The following is a 17434-nucleotide window of genomic DNA, read 5'->3' on the forward strand; positions in this document are numbered from 1 at the left end:
CGGAAGAACGGCCGGCAGAAGGACGGCTGGGAGGAGGGACGGTGAGTCAGGGGCGCTGGGGGAGAGGCGCTGGGAGGGGGACCGCCGGAAGGGCCGGCTGTCAGTGGCAGGAGCTACCGTGCGTGGCATGCCGGATGCACACGACGTACGCCGAATCGCCCTGTCCCTGCCGGACACCACGGAGAAGACCGCCTGGAGCATGCCCACGTTCCGGGTGGCCGGGAAGATGTTCGCCACCCTCCCCGAGGACGAGACGTCCCTCGCCGTGCGCTGCCCCAAGGAGGAACGCGACGAACTGGTCCTGGCCGAGCCGGAGAAGTTCTGGATCGCCGGTCACGAGGCGCAGTTCGCCTGGGTGAGAGCGAGGCTCTCCGCCCTGGAGGACGAGGACGAGCTGCGGGCCATCCTGGCCGACTCCTGGCGCCAGGCCGCCCCGTCCCGGCTGCTGGACGCGCATCCGGAGCTGGGGCTCCCGGCCGGGGGCTGAAAAGCCCGGCGGGCGCCTCCCGGGAGGTGGCATGATCCCGCCTCGGCGGACAGGCGGAGGCCGCGGCACGGACGGGAAGCGGCACGGACGCCGACGTCACGGACGCGGACACGGCACGGGCAGGGGAACGGCCGGGTCGGGGAGGGGAGCGCTCGAGATGACCGGAACGGACGCGCGGCGGGACGTCGCCGGCCGGAATGTGCGCGAGGCGGCGGCCGGTGTCCCGGCGGTGTGGTCACGGGACTTCGCGCTCTTCTTCGTGGCCCGGGCCGTCGCCCGGCTCGGCGACACCATGCTGCCCGTCGCCCTCGCCGCCGGCCTGCTGGAACACGGGTACGGCGCGGGCGCGGTCGGCCTCGCCATGGCCTCCACGGCCGCCGCGTTCGCGGGACTCGTCGTCTTCGGCGGGGTCGTCGCCGACCGGTTCAGCACCCGCAGGCTGATGATCGGCGCCGACCTCGTGCGGCTCGGCACCCAGTCCGCCGCCGCGGGCCTGTTCTTCACCGGACACGTGGTGCTGTGGGAGATCTGCGCCATCGGCGTCGTCAACGGCGTGGCCGGCGCGGTCTTCCAGCCCGGCGTGGCCAGCACCGTGCCCCGCCTCGCCACCGACATCCAGGGCGCGAACGGCGCCATCCGCATCGCCGAGTCCGCCGCCCAGCTCGCCGGCCCCGCCGTCGCCGGCGTGCTGGTGGGCCTCGCCTCGCCCGGCGGGGTCTTCGCCGCGCACGCCGCCACCTACGCGCTCAGCGCCCTGTGCCTGCTGCTGCTCCGGCTGCGCCCGCTCCCCGTCACCGCCCGCGCGGCCACCGGCTCCGCCCTGCGCGCCTTCCGCGCCGATCTCGTCGACGGCTGGCGGGAGTTCCGCTCCCGCGCCTGGCTGTGGAGCGTGATCGCCGTCTGGTGCCTCTACATGATCGCCGTGTGGGGCCCGACCGTGCCGCTGGTGGCCACCGAGGTCGTCAGGCACCACGGCCCCGGCGCGTACGGCCTGGTCAACTCGGCCCTCGGCGCGGGCACGGTGGTCGGTGGCCTGCTCGCGCTGCGGCTGCGCCCCCGCCGCATGCTCCGCGCGGGCGCGATCTCCCTGTTCGCCTTCTTCGGCTTCCCCGCGACCGTCGGGGCGGGCCTCGGCGTACCGGCCATGGCGGCCGGGGCCGCGGTCGCCGGTGCCGGGATGTCGTTCTGGGGCGTGATGTGGGCGACCACCGTACAGACCCAGGTCCCGGCCGACGTCCTCAACCGCATCCACGCCTACGACGTGGCGGGCTCCCTCGCCATGATGCCGGTCGGCCAGGCCCTCGCGGGCCCGGCGGCCGCATCCCTCGGCGCCGGCCACGTCCTGCTGACCGCGGCGGTGGTGAGCCTGGCGGTGGCGGCCATCCTGCTGGCCGTCCCACCGGTACGCGACCTGGCCCGGGCCGACGCGACGGCGTCCGCCGTGCCGTGAGGACGTGGACCGGACGCGGCGGAGCCGGGACGAGGGGAGCCCGGGGGCTCTGTCCCCGGTGCACCGAAGTGACCTGCCGGCAGGCCCCGTGCGCGGCCCCGCGCGTCGGCGTTCACCCGCGTCCCGCCGTCACCCGCGCCGCGTCCAGGAAGTGCCCGATCCGTTCCCGCAGGCCCGCCCCGTCCAGCCCGTGCGCGGCCACGTGTTCCTCGATCGTGCCGTAGCGGCGCAGCTCACGGCGGGCGACGCCGAGGCCGAGCACCCGGTGCGGGACGTCGGCCAGTGCCTCGCTCACCGCGGCCGTCGACGTCCCGGCCAGGTACGGCTCGACCAGCACGACGTCCGTGCCCGCCGCCTCCGTCGCCCTGCGCAGCCCGGCCGCGTCGAACGGTCGTACCGTCGTGGCGTACAGCACGGTCACGTCCAGGCCCTCCGTCGCGGTGAGGACCGCGTCCAGCATCGGGCCCACCGCGACGACGACGCCCGAACGGCCCTCGCGGACGGTGACGAAGTGCCGGCCGTCGACGACCCGCCCCCGCTGGTTGGACTGCACCGACAGCCGCACGTAGACCCGGTCGTCGCCCGCCGCGACCGCGTGGTGCAGCAGCGTCTCGGCCTCGTCCGGGTGCCCGGGCACGTGGACCGTCCAGCCGTCGAGTGTGTCGAGGAGGGCCACGTCGCCCGGGGCCATGTGGGTGAAGCCGCCGGCCGGCCAGTCGAAGGAGGCGGCGGCACTCACCAGCACCGCGCCCGTGTTCTGGTGTCCCAGGTCCAGCTTGAGCTGCTCGAACGGCCGCTCCACGAGGAAGCTGGCGAAGGTGTGCACGATCGGCCGCAGCCCGGTGAGCGCCAGCCCCGCAGCCGCGCCGACCAGCAGCTGTTCCCGGATGCCGACGTTGATCACCCGGTCGGGGTGCCGGCGTTCGGCCTCGCGGAACCCGTCCCGGCCGATCTCGGCCAGGACGACCGCGACCCGGGGATCCTCGTCCAGCAGCCGGGAGACGACGGGGGCGAAACGGTCACGCATGGTGTCCATCGAGAAGACCTTTCCGGTGGGTCAGACGTTCTTCGGCTCGACGCGGGCCACGACGACGTGCGGCCGGCCGGGATGCGGGGCGGTGAACGCGGCGTGCAGCGCCTCGTGGTCGCGCCCGTCGACGGTCACCGCGGACCAGCCCGCCGCCTCGAAGCGGGCGGCGATCCCGCCGGGCAGCGCATGGCTCGCGGAGGAGTTGTCGACCACGACGGTGTGCAGCCGGTCGAGCCCGGCGGGCCCCGCGAAGGCGATCGCCTCGTGGTTGCTGCCCTCGTCCAGCTCGGCGTCCCCGATCAGCACCCAGACCGCCGGATCGGGCCGGCCCTGCGCCCGCAGACCCAGGGCGGTGCCCACGGCGATGGGCAGCCCGTGGCCGAGCGAGCCACTGCCGATCTCGGCCCCCGGCACCAGGACGCGGTCCGGGTGGTGCCCGAGCGGGGAGTCGTAGGACCCGAAGCCGGGCAGCCACTCGACGGGCACGAACCCCTTGGCCGCCAGCACGGCGTAGTACGCCATGGGCCCGTGCCCCTTGCTCAGCAGGAAGCGGTCCCGGGCCGGGTCGTCCTGCCGCTGCGGAGCGACCCGGAGCACCCGGTCGTAGAGGACCCACAGCACGTCGAGTGTGGACGTGGCGGCCGGCCCGTGCTTCTCGTCACCGGTCATCAGCCCCATCAGCCGGGGCAGGTCGTCGTAGCCGTACGTACGGCTCTGGTCCGTTGCGGTCGTCATGCCGATGATCGTGCAACCTCAAGCGGACTTGAGGTCAAACCGGGAAAGGGGCGCGCGACCACCGAGCCGAGTGCGGTATTGTTTCCCTGCGCGTTCGGCCGGGGAAACCCCAGGTCAAACGGCACCGGGACGTGGCGCAGCTTGGTAGCGCACTTGACTGGGGGTCAAGGGGTCGCAGGTTCAAATCCTGTCGTCCCGACTTGTGAGAGTCACCGGTGAGGGCCGGTTCCGGAAGTCTCCGGAACCGGCCCTCAAACGTTCGAGCGGTTCTTCCCACCAATCAGGAGGCCGCCTTGCCGCCCTTGGTGCCGTCGATCACCTGACCCGCCGGCGGGGCTGCCGCCCTGACCGGCTTCTCGTAGTCCGAGAAGACGACCGTGCCGGGATTCTCGCCGCCGGACTGCTGGAGCTTGAGAATGTACGGCTTTCCCTCCGTGGCGACGTACATGGTGATGGTTTCGCCGCCCTTCTTTTTCTTCAGGGCGATCGCCTCGTGCCCGTTGACCGTGGTGACGTCGCCCTTCGTCATTCCCTTGCGCTCGGATTTGTCGCTGTCCATGTCGGCCAGGAATCCCTGCTTGTCGCACAGTCCCGTCGTACGGGCGTCACCGGCCGGCACCTTCACCCAACGGCCGCTCAGCGCCTGGACCTCCTTCCGGCCGCCGGCGGAGCCCTTGGCGGCGCCGGCCCAGAACTCCTTGTCGCCCTTGATGTAGGTCGCCTGGCCTGCGTGGATGACGTCGGCCGAGCCCCGCTCCATGGCCATCCGGCCCTTGCAGTTCTTCTGGGTGTCGACGTGGAAGTCGACCGTCAGGGGCTGCCCGTCCGCGGCGACCTTGCCGGCCATGCGCAGCGAGGCGGCGTTCCTGGTGGCGGTCACCGCCTTGGCGGCCACCTGGTCCGCGCTCTGCCCCTTGAACGGCTGGTCCGACGATGTGTCGTCCGAACACCCCGCGGCGCCCGCGGCGGCGGCCACGCAGAACACGGATACGGCTAGCGTGCGGCTCACAGACATGCAAAACCCTTCCCGGGAAACCTTCCGCATTTCCTGGGCGGCCGCTCATTCTGCTGGCGGCGGCCGCCGTGGAAGTCCGGTTTCCCGGGAATTGTGGAATAGTCGCTTCCTCTTTTTGCCGAGGGCCGGGGCGCCGGTGACGGGTGGGTCAGAAAGCCAGCCCCACATGCGCCAGGGCCTGCTTCAGCAGCACCCCGTGGCCGCCCGGCATCTCGTTCTGCACCGCCGGGGAGGCGGCCTCCTGAGGGCTGAACCAGACGAGGTCCAGCGCGTCCTGACGGGGCCGGCAGTCGCCGGTCACCGGCACGATGTAGGCCAGGGACACCGCGTGCTGGCGCGGGTCGTGGTACGGCGTGACGCCCGCCGTCGGGAAGTACTCCGCGACCGTGAACGGCTGGAGCGAGGCGGGGACGCGGGGCAGGGCGACCGGGCCGAGGTCCTTCTCCAGGTGGCGCAGCAGCGCGTCACGGACCCGCTCGTGATGCAGCACCCGGCCGGAGACCAGGGTCCGGCTGACCGTGCCGTCCGGGCCGATGCGCAACAGCAGCCCGATGCTGGTGACTTCACCACTGTCGTCCACGCGCACGGGAACGGCCTCGACGTACAGGATCGGCATCCGGGCCCTGGCCATCTCCAGCTCGTCCGTGGTCAGCCAGCCGGGCGTGGTCTCGGTCATGTCAGACATTGCTTGATCATACTTTCCGGGTGGGGCGCCCGCTGGAATCGCGGGCCGGTTCGGATACGGGCGGTCCGTACAGTCGGCGGGCGTTGTCACGGCCCGTCCAGGCCGCGATCCGCAGGGCGTCGGCGAGGCTCAACTCGTCGGCGTCGACGCGTTCTTGCAGCAGATCGGCGAGGCCCTGGCGGAAGCACAGGGCGCCCAGGTGGTGGAACTCGGCCACACCATAGGCGTCGGAGCTGTACAGCAGTTTGCGGAACGGGGTGATCTCCAGTGCCTCCTCCAGCACCGCCCGGCAGCGGGCCGGACCGGTGTAGTGCAGGGCGAGCCCCACGTCCAGGTACACCTGCTCGAACACCGCGGCCAGATAGGCGGCCTGCCGGTGGTAAGGCCAGCAGTGCAGCAGCAGCACCGGGATCGTGCCGGCGGTCCGGTGCAGCCAGTCGGTCAGCAGGGCGGGGTCGGCGCGGTGCAGCCGTACGTCCGCGTCGCCGAAGCCGGTGTGCAGTTGCAGCGGCAGCCCCAGCTCGACGGCGGTCCACAGCAGGTGCCGGACCAGGACCGGGTCCGTGAGGCGTCCGCCCCGCGCCAGCCAGTGCCGGGCGGCCCGTGTCACCTCGGCCGCGGCCGGGCGCTCCGGGTCCAGGGCGAACCCCGTGCGGTAGGCCGCGATGGACTTCACCGCGACCACGCCCGGCCGTCGTACCGCCTCCTCGGCCGCCTGCCGGAACACGGCCGCGTACTCGCCGGCCTCCACGCCCCGGGCCGCCACCGACTCCGCGATCTGCTCCAGCCGTACGACCTCGCAGGCGGCGGCACCGGCTGCCGCCGCCAGCTCGGCGGGCGTGGTGAGGGGGTGCGGGGCGTAGCCGGTGTCCACGCAGAACACCCCGGCCCCGGCCGCCGTCAGGAAGCGGCGGTTGACCTCCCGCCAGCCGAGCCGGGCGCGCCGGGCCACGTAGTCGGCGGGCGGCGCGTGCCGGGGCAGGTCCAGCAGGGGCGCGCAGTGGCGGCGCACGGCCAGCCCGACCGGGCTGTCGAAGGGCGAGACGTCCGGCCAGGCCGCGCCCTCGGTGATCAGGGACGCGAACTCCGTGCCGCTCAGGTCGGCCGTGACCGCGCCGTGGCAGTGGTGGTCGACGAGCGGCAGCGCGGCGAGGGCCTCGTGGACCGGTCCGGGGGCGGCCATGGTCAGTACGTCCAGCGGTAGGCCGCCGCCACCTGGTCGGGGCCGAGCCCCTCGACGGCCGCCGCCTCGCCGAGCCGTACGGCGATGACCGCGTCGGCGAGGACCGGGCCCAGCGCGGCCCGCGGCACCGGGTCCGCGCGGAACTCCGCCACCGCCTCCGGCAGCGACCGCGGCAGCCGCCGTACCCCCAGGGCCGCGGCCTCCTCGGGGCCGTGGCGGGCCGGATCGCCGGTGATCTCGTCGGGCAGGGCACGGGCCGCCGTGACGCCGTCGAGTCCGGCGGCGATCACACAGCCGAGGGCCAGATAGGGGTTGGCGGCCAGGTCGACCGGCTTGACCTCCATGTTGGCGTCCTGGTCGTGGCGGCCCGCCGTGCCCGTGACCATCCGCAGGGCGGCCTCGCGGGTCTCGCGGCCCCAGACGGTGAAGACGCCGGCCCACTGGGACGGCTTCAGCCGCAGATAGCTGGCCGGGCTGGGGGCGGTGACCGCCGTCAGGGCCGGGAGGTGGGCGAGGACCCCGGCCGCGAAGGACTCCGCCTCGGCCGTCATGCCGTACCGGCGGTCGCCGCCGGCGTGCAGGTTCACGCCGTCGCGCCAGCAGGACAGGTGCAGGTGGCCGCCGTTGCCGACGCCCTCGGCGGACACCGCGGGCGAGAACGACACCCGCAGGCCGTGCCGCAGGGCCACCGCCCGGATCGTCTGCCGGACCAGCACACTGAGGTCGGCCGCCGCGACCGGGTCCCGGGCACCCACCGAGATCTCGAACTGTCCGGGCGCGTACTCGGGGTGCAGCTGGTCGACGTCCACGCCCTGCGCGGCACACGCGGCCAGCAGGTCGGCGGTGTAGTCGCTCAGCCCGACCTGCCGGATGGCGCCGTACGCCGGGCCGGAGACGGCCGGCACGAACTCCCCGGCGGGCGCCGAGTCCAGCCCGACGGACCACTCGATCTCGATCGCGGCCTTGAAGGCGAGGCCGTGCCGTTCGGCGGCCTCGGTGACGGTCCGGCGCAGGAAGGTCCTGGCGCAGCCGGGATGCCGGTCACCCTCCTGGGTGATCCGGTCCACCGGCGCCCACGCCCAGCCGGGCTGCCCGGCCAGCGCCACCAGCCGGTCCAGGTCCGGGTAGAGCCTGAGGTCGCCGTCGGGGGAGCCGAGCACGTCGGTGGTGACGATCGAGTCGTGGGCGAGGAAGGTGTCGAACACCGGGGACATGCCGACGCCCCAGGACACGGCCGCCTCCAGCCGTCCGGTGGGGATCGTCTTCACCCGGCAGACGCCCGCGGTGTCCACGTACGCCAGCACGATGCCGCGCACGCCCTGGGCGGCCAGGTCGGCGGTGAGGCCGGCCACCCGGCGCAGGTCCCCGGGACGGCCGCCGGGCACGGGGTCGGCGAAAGTCGTCATGCGTCCTCCTCGGCGGGGCCCGGCCCGCGCGCGGCCGGGGTCAGGGTTTCACGGCCACGGCGCCGAGCTGCGGCACCGGGGCGGCGGACGCCGACTCGGCGCGCCACTGCGAGCACGGCACCAAGCCCGGCTCCACCAGGTCCAGACCCGTCAGGAACCCGGCGATCTCGGCACGGCCGCGGGCGGTGATCGGCGGGGTGGCGTGGGCGTTCCAGAACTCCATGGCGGCCACGTTGCCCTCGCCGCCCACGTCGGGATCGTCCGTCGGATGGGTGAGTACCAGGTGGCTGCCGGCGGGCACCGCCGCCATCAGCCGGCGCACGATGTCCCGGGCCTCGCCGGTGTCCAGGACGAAGTTGAGGATGCCCAGCATCAGGATCGCCACCGGCCGGTTCAGGTCCAGGGTCTCGGCGGCCCGTCGCACGATGCCGTCCGGGTCGTGCGCGTCGGCGTCGACGTAGTCCGTGACGCCCTCCGGGGAGCTGGTGAGCAGCGAGCGGGCGTGCACGAGCACGATCGGGTCGTTGTCGACGTACACGATGCGGGACTCGGGGGCGATCCGCTGGGCTATCTCGTGCGTGTTGTCGGCCGTCGGCAGGCCGGTGCCGATGTCGAGGAACTGCCGGACGCCCCGCTCGGCGGCGAGGAAGCGCACCGCCCGCCCCAGGAACTCCCGGTCGGCGCGCGCCACCGCCCGGATCACCGGGAACATCCCGGCGATCCGCTCGCCCACCCGCTGGTCGACCTCGTAGTGGTCCTTGCCGCCGATCCAGTAGTTCCACACCCGCGCGTTGTGCGCCACGCTGGTGTCCAGCCGTGCCGATCCGGCCCCCGGGGAGTCGACCTCGCTCACCTGTCCGCCCTTCTCACGTGCGGTTCTCCGCCGTCATTGTGCCCCCAGGTGATCGTGCTGTCCCGGGAACGGGCACGGCGGGCGGTTCCGGACACCGCACCTTCGCGGTGCGATGTGCGCGCGGGGCCCGCCCCCAGGCGGTTCCGGGGCGTCGGGGCGGATGAGGAACACTGGACCGGTATCACCGCCCCGACCGGAAGCAGGACATGCCCGCCACGCCCACGCCCCTCCTCGACGCCTCCGACCAGCCCGCCGGACCCGCCGACATCCGTCTGATCGTCACCGACATGGACGGCACGCTGCTGGACGACGCGAAGCGGATTCCGGATGGACTGTGGCCGATGCTCGCCGAACTGCGCCGCCGCGGGGTGCTGTTCAGCCCGGCGAGCGGACGCCAGTACGCCACCCTCCTCAGGCAGTTCGAGGAGGTCGCCGAGGGCATGGTGTTCATCGCGGAGAACGGCACCTACGTGGTCCGCGACGGCGTGGAGCTGAGTTCCGACCCGCTGGACCGGTCCGTCGCCGCCGCGGTCGCGCGCAGGGCGCGGCGGCTGGTCGCGGACGGCGCGGACGTCGGCGCGGTCGTCTGCGGCAAGCGGGCCGCGTACGTCGAGCGGACCGACGAGGCGTTTCTGGCGGAGGTGCGCAAGTACTACGTCGAGCACCGGATCGTCGAGGACGTCACCGCCGTCGACGACGAGATGATCAAGGTCGCGCTGTTCGACTTCGGCTCCGCCGAGGACACCACCGCGCCGGCCCTCGCGGACTTCACCGCGACCCACCAGGTCGTCGTCTCCGGCGAGCACTGGGTGGACGTGATGAACCGCACCGCCGACAAGGGCACCGCCCTGCGCGGCCTCCAGCGGGCGCTCGGCATCACGCCCGCCCAGACCATGGTGTTCGGGGACTACCTGAACGACCTGGAGATGCTCGACGCCGCCGAGTGGTCGTTCGCCATGGCGGGCGCCCACCCCGAGGTGATCCGGCGGGCCCGCCACCTGGCCCCGTCCAACAACGACGACGGGGTCCTGCGGACCGTCGCCCGGGTGCTGGACCTGCCGTACGGCGGCGTCACGGCCTGACCGCGACCCCGCCGCACAGGGAAACCGGCCCGTCGGGCGCCTCCTCGGGCCGAGACCCGGCCCCCGGCACGATCCCGGGCTCCGGCAGCCGCGGTCCCTCGAAGGGGGTGCCCACCTCGGCCTGTGAACGCGCCACCGGGGTCACCCCGTCGGCTGCGATGACCCGCCGGACGTTCTCCGACTCAAAGTCGGCGGTCATGGTCGGGAGCACCGGGCAGCTCCCCGGCGCCGGCACGCCGACCAAGGTGTCCACCAGGTCCTGGGCGCGTCACTCCGGGGACGCGCGGGGAGCGGTCCGACACGGTCAGGCGGCCCGGCGCAGACAGTCTTCGGCCACTTCCTTGTCGAGCGCCGCCCGGACCAGCGCGGCGGCCAGGACGGCCGGCTGGGTGTCCCCGGCCAGCTCGGCGAGCCTCTCCGGGTCCTCCGGCAGGCCGAGCCGTCCGGCCCCGGACAGCGCCTTGCCGTCCAGGTACGGCGCGATGTCCGGCCACACCCGCTGTGCCTCGCGCAGGAAGATGTCGGCGCCGGCCGGCCCGATGCCCGGCTCCTCCTGGAGCAGCCGCCTCAACTCGCCGGTGTCGTCGCCCGCCTCCCGGTGCAGCCGGCGCAGGTCGCCGCCCCAGCGCTCGGTCAGCAGCGCGGCGCCGTCGCCGAGCTGGGTCGCGGTGCGCTCGTCGTACCGCCGGTAGCCGGCCCGGCCGAGCGCGTCCACCCGCTGCTGCCGGCCGGCCCCGGCCATCCGGCCGGGGCTGTCCAGGTGGTCCTCGTGCAGGGCGCGGGCGGCGGCCACCGCGACGGAGGCCCGGATCCGGGCGCTGAGCAGCAGGGACAGCACGAGCAGCCGGTACAGCGGCTGCGGGGTGTCCTTCAGGCGGATGCCCGCCTCCTCGGCGTACGTCCGCCCGTACCCGGAGACCAGCTCGCGCACGACCCGTTCGTCCCGGTCCATGACGCGGCTCCGGTCAGGGCTTGAGCGGGTCGTGGCCCAGCGTCATCAGCCGGTGCCGGCGCCGGGTGTCCTCCGGCGTGCTCTCCGGCTCGGGTTCGTTCTCCGGGTCGACCAGGTCGCTGACCGTGTCGACGACCTTGTGCATGACCCGGATGTCGTCATCAGTGAGGTCGGTACGGCGCTTGCGCAGGATGGCGAGGACGTGCTGGCCGGTGGGCGTGCCCGCCTCCTCCGGCAGCGGCTCCGTCTCCTCGTCGGCGTCCCGGACCTTCAGCCAGGCCGCGAGTTCCGCCGAGGTCATGTTCACCACGCGGTGGAAGTCCTCCCACAGCGCCTCGGTCTCCAGGGCGTCCGCCATGGTTCTGCCCCTTCCGTGCGGGAGCGGTTCTACTGGTCGGCGGCGTCTTCGCGCGGGTGGTTCTCGGCCTCGAACATCCAGCGCTGCTTCTCGAGGTCGGCGGTGACGGAGATCAGCAGGTCCTGGGTGACCGGGTCGGCCTTCTCGGTCGCCTCGATCCGCTCGCGCAGCCGGCCGATGGCCGCCTCCAGCGCCGACACCATCAGCTCCACGACCTCGGTGTCGCGCACCCAGCCGTCCTTGGCACCGGGCAGTGCGAAGGTCGCGGCGATGGTCTCCGGCCGGCCGTCCGGCGACACGCCCAGCGCGGCGGCACGCTCGGCCACCGTGTCCGAGTGGCTGCGGGCCGCGGCGACCACCTCGTCCAGCTGGAGGTGGATCGACCGGAACCGCGGGCCCACCACGTTCCAGTGCGCCTGCTTGCCGATCAGCGACAGCCCGAGCAGGTCCACCAGGGTCTCCTGCAGGGCGGTTCCGGTGACGCCGAGCGCCTCCTCGGGCAGCGTGCTCTTGACCACGGTCATGGTCCGTACATCCCCTTTCAGCGGCTGTCCACGGTCATGTCCGACAGGGCGGGTGCCCGCTGGGCGGGGGTGCAAACCGGCAGATCAGCGGGGTAGTACCCGGTCCAGGAAGGCCAGCAGCTCCGCGAAGACCTCCTCCTTGCACGTCTCGTGGAACACCTCGTGCCGCGCTCCCGGGAAGATCCGCCCGGTGTGCCGGCCGCCGCTCAGCCGCTCCACCCCGGCGCGGCTCCCGGGCAGCGGCACCAGCCGGTCGTCGTCGCCGTGCAGCCACAGCAGCGGCAGCCCGTGGACGTCACCGCTCCGGTCGACGGTGTCGAGCGTCCGGGCGAACGCCTCCAGCGTCGGCCGCTTCATGGGCCCGTGCCACACCAGCGGATCGGCCGCGTACGCGGCGCCGACGGCCGGGTCCCGGGAGAGCGCGGACGGGCTGACCGGGACGTCCGGGATCTCCTCCAGGGCCAGCAGCCGCCCCGGCAGTTCCCAGGCGCCGATCACCGGGCCGGACAGGACCAGGGCGCTCAGCTCATCGCCGTACCGCTGGGCGTAGCGGGCCGCGATCAGTCCGCCCATGGAGTGGCCCACCAGGACCAGCGGCAGGCCGGGGTGTGCGGCGCGGGCCGAGTCCGCCACCGTGTGCACGTCCGTGACCACGTCCTCGAAGTCCTCGATCAGCACCCGCTCCCCGGCCGACCGGCCGTGGCCCGCGTGGTCCGGCGCGTACACGGCGGCGCCGTGCCCGGTGAGCCGGGCGGCGAGTTCCCCGTACCGGCCGGCGTGCTCGCCGTACCCGTGCGCCAGCAGTGCCAGGCAGCGGGGGGCCGGGTGCGGCCACTGACGTACGGCGAGGGTTCCGTGCGTGCCGTCGAGAACGTGCTCGCGGACGTGGGGCATCTCTCCTCCAGGCGGCTCCGGGACGGTCCCGGGGATCTTCCCAGTGGGGCGGTCGGCGGTCTATAGTCCAAAACTAGCAGTGCTAATTAATGGGCTGCCGGGCGGCGGAGCAGCTGCCAGGCATGAGGTCCGTGCTGATCCACAGCGTCGTAGGTCAGGAGTCATAGCCGTGCGTCCCGTCCACTTCGCGGCCGCCCGCCGCACCCCCATCGGCAAGCTGCGCGGAGCCCTCTCGCCGGTCCGCCCCGACGACCTGGCCGCGACCGTCATCCGCCGCCTGGTGGCCGACGTGCCCGCGCTCGACCCCGCCCGGATCGACGACGTCTACTGGGGCGCCGCCAACCAGGCCGGCGAGGACAACCGCAACGTCGCCCGCATGGCCGCCCTGCTCGCCGGACTGCCCGACTCCGTGCCCGGCGCCACCGTCAACCGGCTGTGCGCCTCCGGACTCGAGGCGGTCACCACCGCCGCCCGGACCATCGCCGCCGGCGAGGCCGACGTCGTGATCGCCGGCGGCTCCGAGTCCATGAGCCGCGCCCCCTTCGTCCTGCCCCGCCCCGACGAGGCCCTGCCGCAGCGCATCGAGACCCACGACACCCGGCTCGGCTGGCGGCTGGTCAACCCCGCCATGAAGGAGCTGCACGGCCTGCTCTCCATGGGCGAGACCGCCGAGGAGGTCGCCGCGCGGTACGGCGTCTCCCGCGAGCGCCAGGACGAGTTCGCCCTGCGCAGCCACCGGCTGGCCGCCGCCGCACGCAAGGACGGCCACTTCGACGCCGAGCTCCTGCCCGTCGAGCGCCCCGACGGGATCGTGTTCGAGCAGGACGAGTGCGTCCGGGAGGACACCTCGCTGGAGAAGCTGTCCCGGCTGAAGCCGGTCTTCCGCCCGAACGGCACCGTGACCGCCGGGAACGCCTCGCCGATGAACGACGGCGCGGCCGGCCTGCTGCTGGTCAGCGAGGAGGCCCTGGACGAGCTGGGCCTTCAGTCCCTCGGACGCTACATCGCGGGCGCCTCCGCCGGTGTCCACCCCGACGTGATGGGCCTCGGCCCGGTCCCCGCCACCCGCAAGGCCCTGGGCCGGGCCGGCTGGGAGATCGGCGACGTGCAGGAGGCCGAGTTCAACGAGGCGTTCGCCGCGCAGGCACTCGCGTGCGTCGACCAGCTGGGCATCGACCCCGATCTGGTCAACCCCTCCGGCGGTGCCATCGCCCTCGGCCACCCCCTCGGCTGCTCCGGCGCCCGCATCCTCACCACCCTGCTGCACCGGATGCGCCGCACGGGCGCGCGGCGGGGGCTCGCGACGATGTGCGTCGGGGTGGGGCAGGGGAGCACGGTGCTGGTCGAGAGGCACTGAAACGTCCGCAACGGGGGCTCCCCGCGAGGGGATCCGGTACTCCGGTACACGAGCCGCAGCAAGGAAACGGAGCAGTACTCCATGGCCACCCTGTCCGTCGCCGCCATCCTCGCCGAGAACGCCCGGCGCCGCCCCGGCAAGACCGCCCTCGTCGAAGGCGATCTGCGGCTCTCCTTCGCCGACGCGTGGCAGCGCGCGCTGGCCCAGGCGGGCGCGCTGACCGGTCTCGGCGTACGGCCCGGCGACCGGGTCGCCCTCATGGCCCCCAACACCGCCGAGTTCCCGGTGGCGTACTACGCGATCGCCGCGGCGGGTGCGGTCGTCGTCCCCGTGCACCTGCTGCTCTCCGCCGGCGAGGTCGAGCACGTGCTGCGCGACAGCGGGGCGACCTTGCTGCTGGTGCACCCGGCCCAGGCGGAGACCGGCACGGCCGCGGCACGCGCCACGGGCGTCCGGGCGGTCACCCTCGGCACGGAGTTCGAGAAGCTCGCGGCCGGCGCCGAGCCCCTCGCGTCGTACGTCCCCCGGGCCGCCGACGACCCCGCGGTGATCTTCTACACCAGCGGTACGACGGGTGTGCCCAAGGGCGCCGTGCTCAGCCACTTCAACCTGGTGATGAACGCGACCGTCAACGCCTTCGACGCCAACGACATCCGCGCCGACGACATCGCCCTCGGCGCGCTGCCGCTGTTCCACGCCTTCGGCCAGACGGTCTCGCTCAACTCCACCTGGCGGGCCGGCGCCACGCTGGTGCTGCTGCCCCGCTTCGACGCCGCCCGCGCCATCGACCTGATGGTGCGCGAGGGCGTGAACACCTTCCACGCCGTGCCGACCATGTTCGTCGCCCTGGCGGCGGCCGCCGCGGACGCGGAGCGGCTCCCGGCGCTGCGCGTGTGCGTATCCGGCGGGGCCTCGCTGCCGGTGGCCGTGCTGGAGCGGTTCGAGGCCGCGTTCGGCGCGAGGATCTACGAGGGGTACGGGCTGTCGGAGACCTCACCGACCGCCACCGTCAACCAGCCGGTGTTCGGCACGAAGGCCGGCACCATCGGCCACCCGCTGTGGGGCATCGACGTGGAGATCGCCCGCGCGGAGGTGGAGGGCCGGATCGAGCTGCTGCCGCCGGGTGAGGTGGGCGAGGTCGTCATCCGCGGCCACAACGTCTTCTCCGGCTACCTCGGCCGCCCCGAGGCCACCGCGGAGGCCCTGGTGGACGGCTGGTTCCGCACCGGTGACCTCGGCACCAAGGACGACGAGGGCTTCCTGCGGATCGTCGACCGGAAGAAGGACGTCATCATCCGCGGCGGCTACAACGTCTACCCGCGGGAGGTCGAGGAGGTCCTGATGCGCCACCCCGAGATCGCCCAGGCCGCCGTCATCGGCCTGCCCGACGACCTGCACGGCGAGGAGGTGTGCGCCGTCGTCGTCCCCGCGCCCGGCACCGCGCCGGACGCCGCCGCGCTCACCGAGTGGTCCAAGGAGCGCCTGGGCCGGCACAAGTACCCGCGGCGGGTGGAACTCGCGGACGCGCTGCCGCTCGGGCCGAGCATGAAGGTGCTCAAGCGGGAACTGCGGGCGCGCTACACAGGCCGTTAGCGTCTTTCCCGGTCCCGGTCCCGGTCCCGGTCCCGGTCGCGGTCGCGGGGGCGGGGGCGGGGGCGGGGACGCTCCTTACGCCCGGTGCATGCGTGCGCATAGCATCGGTCCCTCCATGAACACGATGACGCTCTGGCACATATCCGGCTGGGGGTTCGCGGCGCTCGCCCTCGCGGCCCTGCTCGTCGGCTTCTCCAAGACGGCCGTCAGCGGGGCCAACACGGTCAGCCTGGCGGTCTTCGCGGCGGTCCTGCCCGCCCGCGCCTCCACCGGCGTACTGCTGCCCGTCCTGATCGCCGGCGACGTGCTCGCCGTCCTCACCTACCGGCGGCACGCGCACTGGCCCACCCTGTGGCGGCTGTTCCCGGCCGTGGCGGCGGGCGTGGTGGCCGGCACGCTGTTCCTGGTGTGGGCCGACGACGGGATCGTACGGACCTCGATCGGCGCGATCCTGCTGCTGATGGCCGGGGTGACGCTCTGGCGCCGGCGGACGTCCGGCACCCCGGAGGACCCGGACGAGGTCGGCTCCCGGGCGGGCCGGGTCAAGGCCCGCTCGTACGGTGTGCTCGGCGGGTTCACGACGATGGTCGCCAACGCCGGGGGGCCGGTGATGTCGATGTACCTGCTGTCGGCGGGGTTCCGGAAGCTCGGGTTCCTTGGCACCTCCGCGTTCTTCTTCCTCATCGTGAACGTCTCGAAGGTGCCGTTCAGCGCGGGCCTCGGGCTGATCGACGGCCGCTCGCTGCTCCTCGACGCCGCGCTCGTGGTGTTCGTCGTGCCGGGGGCGCTGTTCGGCAAGTGGGCTGTGAACCGCATCAACCAGCGGCTCTTCGAACAACTCGTGATCGCGGCGACGGTCGTGGGCGGCCTGCAACTGCTGCTCCGCTAGGGTCTTCCGTTTGGATCAGGCCAGACCCCGCGAGCCCGGCATGATCCAAACGAGAGGCCCTAGCCCCGGCGGCCTGCCGCCACTTCGCCGGCCGCTACCTTGCCGGGCGCAGCAGGGCCGGGACGTCCGCGAAGGAGTCCAGCACATGGTCCGGGGTGCCGCTCGCGTTCTCGTGCGTCTCCGGCTGGTACTTGCCCGTCCTCACCAGCACCCCGGTCAGACCGGCCCGCTGGGCCGCCAGCACGTCCGACTCGATGTCGTCGCCGACCATCAGCGCCCGCCCCGCGTCCACTCCCAGCCGACCGAGCGCCGCCGCGAAGAACGCCGGGGACGGCTTGCCCGTGACCTCGGCCTCCACGCGCGCCGCCCGCTCCAGCCCCGGCAGGAACGCGCCCGAGTCCAGCTGCAGCCCGGCGTCGGTGCGCCAGTACAGGTTGCGGTGCATGGCGACCAGCCGCGCGCCCCGCTGCAACTCGCCGAACGCCCGGTTGAGCGCCGCGTAGTCGAACCCCGGCCCGGCGCCGCCGACCACGACCACGTCGGCCCCCTCTTCGACCAGCGTGACGTCGCCCAGGTCCGCGGTGACGTCCCCGCTGTTGAGCAGCAGGCACCGGGCGCCCGGATGGTGCTCGGCGAGATGGGCGGCGGTGGCGGCGGGCGCGGTCAGCACGTCCTCCGCGCCCACCTCGAAGCCGGCCTCCGACAGCGTCGCGGCGATCGACGCCCGGGTCCGGGAGGTCGTGTTCGTCACCAGCGCCACGGCGAACCCGGCCGCGCGGACGGCGTGCAGCGCCTCCACCGCACCGGGCAGCGGCTTCCAGGACACGGTGAGGACCCCGTCGATGTCGATCAGGACGGCACGCACGGACGCCAAGGACTCCATGGCCCGACGGTAGCGACCCGGACGGCGCACCGGCCCGTACGACCTCGTACGCTCACCC

Annotated in this window: 19 protein-coding genes and 1 tRNA gene; 7 read left to right on the plus strand and 13 right to left on the minus strand. The window is 73.6% G+C overall.

The window, feature by feature from the left end; all coding sequences use genetic code 11:
* The first annotated feature begins 127 nt into the window (after nucleotides 1-127).
* Nucleotides 128-487: an MmcQ/YjbR family DNA-binding protein gene (locus tag LG395_RS35385; protein ID WP_171150799.1), complete on the plus strand. Its 360-nt coding sequence runs from the start codon at nucleotides 128-130 to the stop codon at nucleotides 485-487.
* Between the two features lie 157 nt (nucleotides 488-644).
* A complete protein-coding gene (locus tag LG395_RS35390; RefSeq protein ID WP_225812945.1) occupies nucleotides 645-1937 on the plus strand; it encodes an MFS transporter in 1293 nt (430 codons plus the stop codon).
* Between the two features lie 112 nt (nucleotides 1938-2049).
* Here the strand turns inward: LG395_RS35390 and LG395_RS35395 are convergent, their stop codons facing one another.
* Together LG395_RS35395 and LG395_RS35400 are read right to left on the minus strand one after the other, a co-directional pair.
* Nucleotides 2050-2973 (minus strand): transketolase family protein, encoded by a 924-nt coding sequence (locus LG395_RS35395; protein WP_171150795.1) that lies wholly within the window; start codon nucleotides 2971-2973, stop codon nucleotides 2050-2052.
* Between the two features lie 21 nt (nucleotides 2974-2994).
* Nucleotides 2995-3702, minus strand: a complete 708-nt coding sequence (locus tag LG395_RS35400; protein ID WP_171150793.1) for a thiamine pyrophosphate-binding protein — start codon at nucleotides 3700-3702, stop codon at nucleotides 2995-2997.
* A 125-nt stretch (nucleotides 3703-3827) separates the two neighbouring features.
* On the opposite strand from LG395_RS35400, the gene LG395_RS35405 reads away from it, so the two are divergent.
* Nucleotides 3828-3901: transfer RNA gene (locus LG395_RS35405), tRNA-Pro, on the plus strand.
* Nucleotides 3902-3982: 81 nt separating this feature from the next.
* On the opposite strand, the gene LG395_RS35410 is transcribed toward LG395_RS35405, so the two are convergent.
* From LG395_RS35410 to LG395_RS35430, 5 genes are all read right to left on the minus strand, one after another.
* Nucleotides 3983-4711 (minus strand): hypothetical protein, encoded by a 729-nt coding sequence (locus LG395_RS35410; RefSeq protein ID WP_225812947.1) that lies wholly within the window; start codon nucleotides 4709-4711, stop codon nucleotides 3983-3985.
* Between the two features lie 154 nt (nucleotides 4712-4865).
* A complete protein-coding gene (locus tag LG395_RS35415) occupies nucleotides 4866-5393 on the minus strand; it encodes an NUDIX hydrolase family protein (protein WP_171159531.1) in 528 nt (175 codons plus the stop codon).
* A gap of 16 nt (nucleotides 5394-5409) precedes the next feature.
* On the minus strand, nucleotides 5410-6585 hold the full coding sequence (locus LG395_RS35420; protein WP_225812949.1) for an amidohydrolase family protein: 1176 nt from the start codon (nucleotides 6583-6585) through the stop codon (nucleotides 5410-5412).
* A gap of 2 nt (nucleotides 6586-6587) precedes the next feature.
* Complete coding sequence (locus LG395_RS35425; protein ID WP_225812951.1) at nucleotides 6588-7991, minus strand: type I glutamate--ammonia ligase; 1404 nt, start codon at nucleotides 7989-7991, stop codon at nucleotides 6588-6590.
* A 40-nt stretch (nucleotides 7992-8031) separates the two neighbouring features.
* Nucleotides 8032-8844 (minus strand): SAM-dependent methyltransferase, encoded by an 813-nt coding sequence (locus tag LG395_RS35430; RefSeq protein WP_225812954.1) that lies wholly within the window; start codon nucleotides 8842-8844, stop codon nucleotides 8032-8034.
* A 206-nt stretch (nucleotides 8845-9050) separates the two neighbouring features.
* Here LG395_RS35430 and LG395_RS35435 point away from each other — a divergent pair, with 206 nt between their 5' ends.
* Complete coding sequence (locus LG395_RS35435) at nucleotides 9051-9926, plus strand: Cof-type HAD-IIB family hydrolase (RefSeq protein ID WP_171150782.1); 876 nt, start codon at nucleotides 9051-9053, stop codon at nucleotides 9924-9926.
* Here the strand turns inward: LG395_RS35435 and LG395_RS35440 are convergent.
* The 5 genes from LG395_RS35440 to LG395_RS35460 form a co-directional block, all read right to left on the minus strand.
* Nucleotides 9916-10179, minus strand: a complete 264-nt coding sequence (locus LG395_RS35440) for an SAM-dependent methyltransferase (protein WP_225812956.1) — start codon at nucleotides 10177-10179, stop codon at nucleotides 9916-9918. The genes LG395_RS35435 and LG395_RS35440 overlap by 11 nt on opposite strands.
* Before the next feature lie 51 nt (nucleotides 10180-10230).
* A complete protein-coding gene (locus LG395_RS35445; RefSeq protein ID WP_225812958.1) occupies nucleotides 10231-10878 on the minus strand; it encodes an endonuclease in 648 nt (215 codons plus the stop codon).
* A 13-nt stretch (nucleotides 10879-10891) separates the two neighbouring features.
* Nucleotides 10892-11236: a DUF3140 domain-containing protein gene (locus LG395_RS35450; protein WP_171150778.1), complete on the minus strand. Its 345-nt coding sequence runs from the start codon at nucleotides 11234-11236 to the stop codon at nucleotides 10892-10894.
* Nucleotides 11237-11265: 29 nt separating this feature from the next.
* Nucleotides 11266-11760: a Dps family protein gene (locus LG395_RS35455; protein WP_171150777.1), complete on the minus strand. Its 495-nt coding sequence runs from the start codon at nucleotides 11758-11760 to the stop codon at nucleotides 11266-11268.
* An 84-nt stretch (nucleotides 11761-11844) separates the two neighbouring features.
* The gene (locus tag LG395_RS35460; RefSeq protein WP_171150775.1) at nucleotides 11845-12654 is read right to left on the minus strand and encodes an alpha/beta hydrolase; all 810 of its coding nucleotides are present in this window, start codon (nucleotides 12652-12654) and stop codon (nucleotides 11845-11847) included.
* 169 nt (nucleotides 12655-12823) lie between these two features.
* On the opposite strand from LG395_RS35460, the gene LG395_RS35465 reads away from it, so the two are divergent.
* The 3 genes from LG395_RS35465 (at nucleotide 12824) to LG395_RS35475 (ending at nucleotide 16493) form a co-directional block, all read left to right on the plus strand.
* Nucleotides 12824-14011, plus strand: coding sequence for a thiolase family protein (locus LG395_RS35465; RefSeq protein WP_225812960.1), 1188 nt, complete (start codon nucleotides 12824-12826; stop codon nucleotides 14009-14011).
* Between the two features lie 81 nt (nucleotides 14012-14092).
* Nucleotides 14093-15604 (plus strand): long-chain-fatty-acid--CoA ligase, encoded by a 1512-nt coding sequence (locus tag LG395_RS35470; protein ID WP_225812962.1) that lies wholly within the window; start codon nucleotides 14093-14095, stop codon nucleotides 15602-15604.
* A 115-nt stretch (nucleotides 15605-15719) separates the two neighbouring features.
* The gene (locus LG395_RS35475; protein WP_225812964.1) at nucleotides 15720-16493 is read left to right on the plus strand and encodes a sulfite exporter TauE/SafE family protein; all 774 of its coding nucleotides are present in this window, start codon (nucleotides 15720-15722) and stop codon (nucleotides 16491-16493) included.
* Between the two features lie 94 nt (nucleotides 16494-16587).
* Here LG395_RS35475 and LG395_RS35480 read toward each other — a convergent pair whose 3' ends face one another.
* Nucleotides 16588-17367 carry an HAD-IIA family hydrolase gene (locus LG395_RS35480; protein WP_225813070.1) on the minus strand — a complete coding sequence of 260 codons (780 nt, stop codon included), beginning with the start codon at nucleotides 17365-17367 and terminating at the stop codon, nucleotides 16588-16590.
* Nucleotides 17368-17434: the final 67 nt, after the last annotated feature.

Source organism: Streptomyces spinosus (assembly GCF_020400655.1).
Lineage (GTDB): Bacteria > Actinomycetota > Actinomycetes > Streptomycetales > Streptomycetaceae > Streptomyces > Streptomyces argyrophylli.

What these genes read in the sequence shown, in the direction of transcription:
- LG395_RS35475 (WP_225812964.1), top strand. Translation starts at nt 15,720, where the DNA reads ATGAACACGATGACGCTCTGGCACATATCCGGCTGGGGGTTCGCGGCG.
- LG395_RS35390 (WP_225812945.1), top strand. Translation starts at nt 645, where the DNA reads ATGACCGGAACGGACGCGCGGCGGGACGTCGCCGGCCGGAATGTGCGC.
- LG395_RS35435 (WP_171150782.1), top strand. Translation starts at nt 9,051, where the DNA reads ATGCCCGCCACGCCCACGCCCCTCCTCGACGCCTCCGACCAGCCCGCC.
- LG395_RS35470 (WP_225812962.1), top strand. Translation starts at nt 14,093, where the DNA reads ATGGCCACCCTGTCCGTCGCCGCCATCCTCGCCGAGAACGCCCGGCGC.
- LG395_RS35445 (WP_225812958.1), bottom strand. Translation starts at nt 10,878, where the DNA reads ATGGACCGGGACGAACGGGTCGTGCGCGAGCTGGTCTCCGGGTACGGG.
- LG395_RS35395 (WP_171150795.1), bottom strand. Translation starts at nt 2,973, where the DNA reads ATGGACACCATGCGTGACCGTTTCGCCCCCGTCGTCTCCCGGCTGCTG.
- LG395_RS35420 (WP_225812949.1), bottom strand. Translation starts at nt 6,585, where the DNA reads ATGGCCGCCCCCGGACCGGTCCACGAGGCCCTCGCCGCGCTGCCGCTC.
- LG395_RS35450 (WP_171150778.1), bottom strand. Translation starts at nt 11,236, where the DNA reads ATGGCGGACGCCCTGGAGACCGAGGCGCTGTGGGAGGACTTCCACCGC.
- LG395_RS35455 (WP_171150777.1), bottom strand. Translation starts at nt 11,760, where the DNA reads ATGACCGTGGTCAAGAGCACGCTGCCCGAGGAGGCGCTCGGCGTCACC.
- LG395_RS35425 (WP_225812951.1), bottom strand. Translation starts at nt 7,991, where the DNA reads ATGACGACTTTCGCCGACCCCGTGCCCGGCGGCCGTCCCGGGGACCTG.
- LG395_RS35400 (WP_171150793.1), bottom strand. Translation starts at nt 3,702, where the DNA reads ATGACGACCGCAACGGACCAGAGCCGTACGTACGGCTACGACGACCTG.
- LG395_RS35385 (WP_171150799.1), top strand. Translation starts at nt 128, where the DNA reads ATGCCGGATGCACACGACGTACGCCGAATCGCCCTGTCCCTGCCGGAC.
- LG395_RS35460 (WP_171150775.1), bottom strand. Translation starts at nt 12,654, where the DNA reads ATGCCCCACGTCCGCGAGCACGTTCTCGACGGCACGCACGGAACCCTC.
- LG395_RS35415 (WP_171159531.1), bottom strand. Translation starts at nt 5,393, where the DNA reads ATGACCGAGACCACGCCCGGCTGGCTGACCACGGACGAGCTGGAGATG.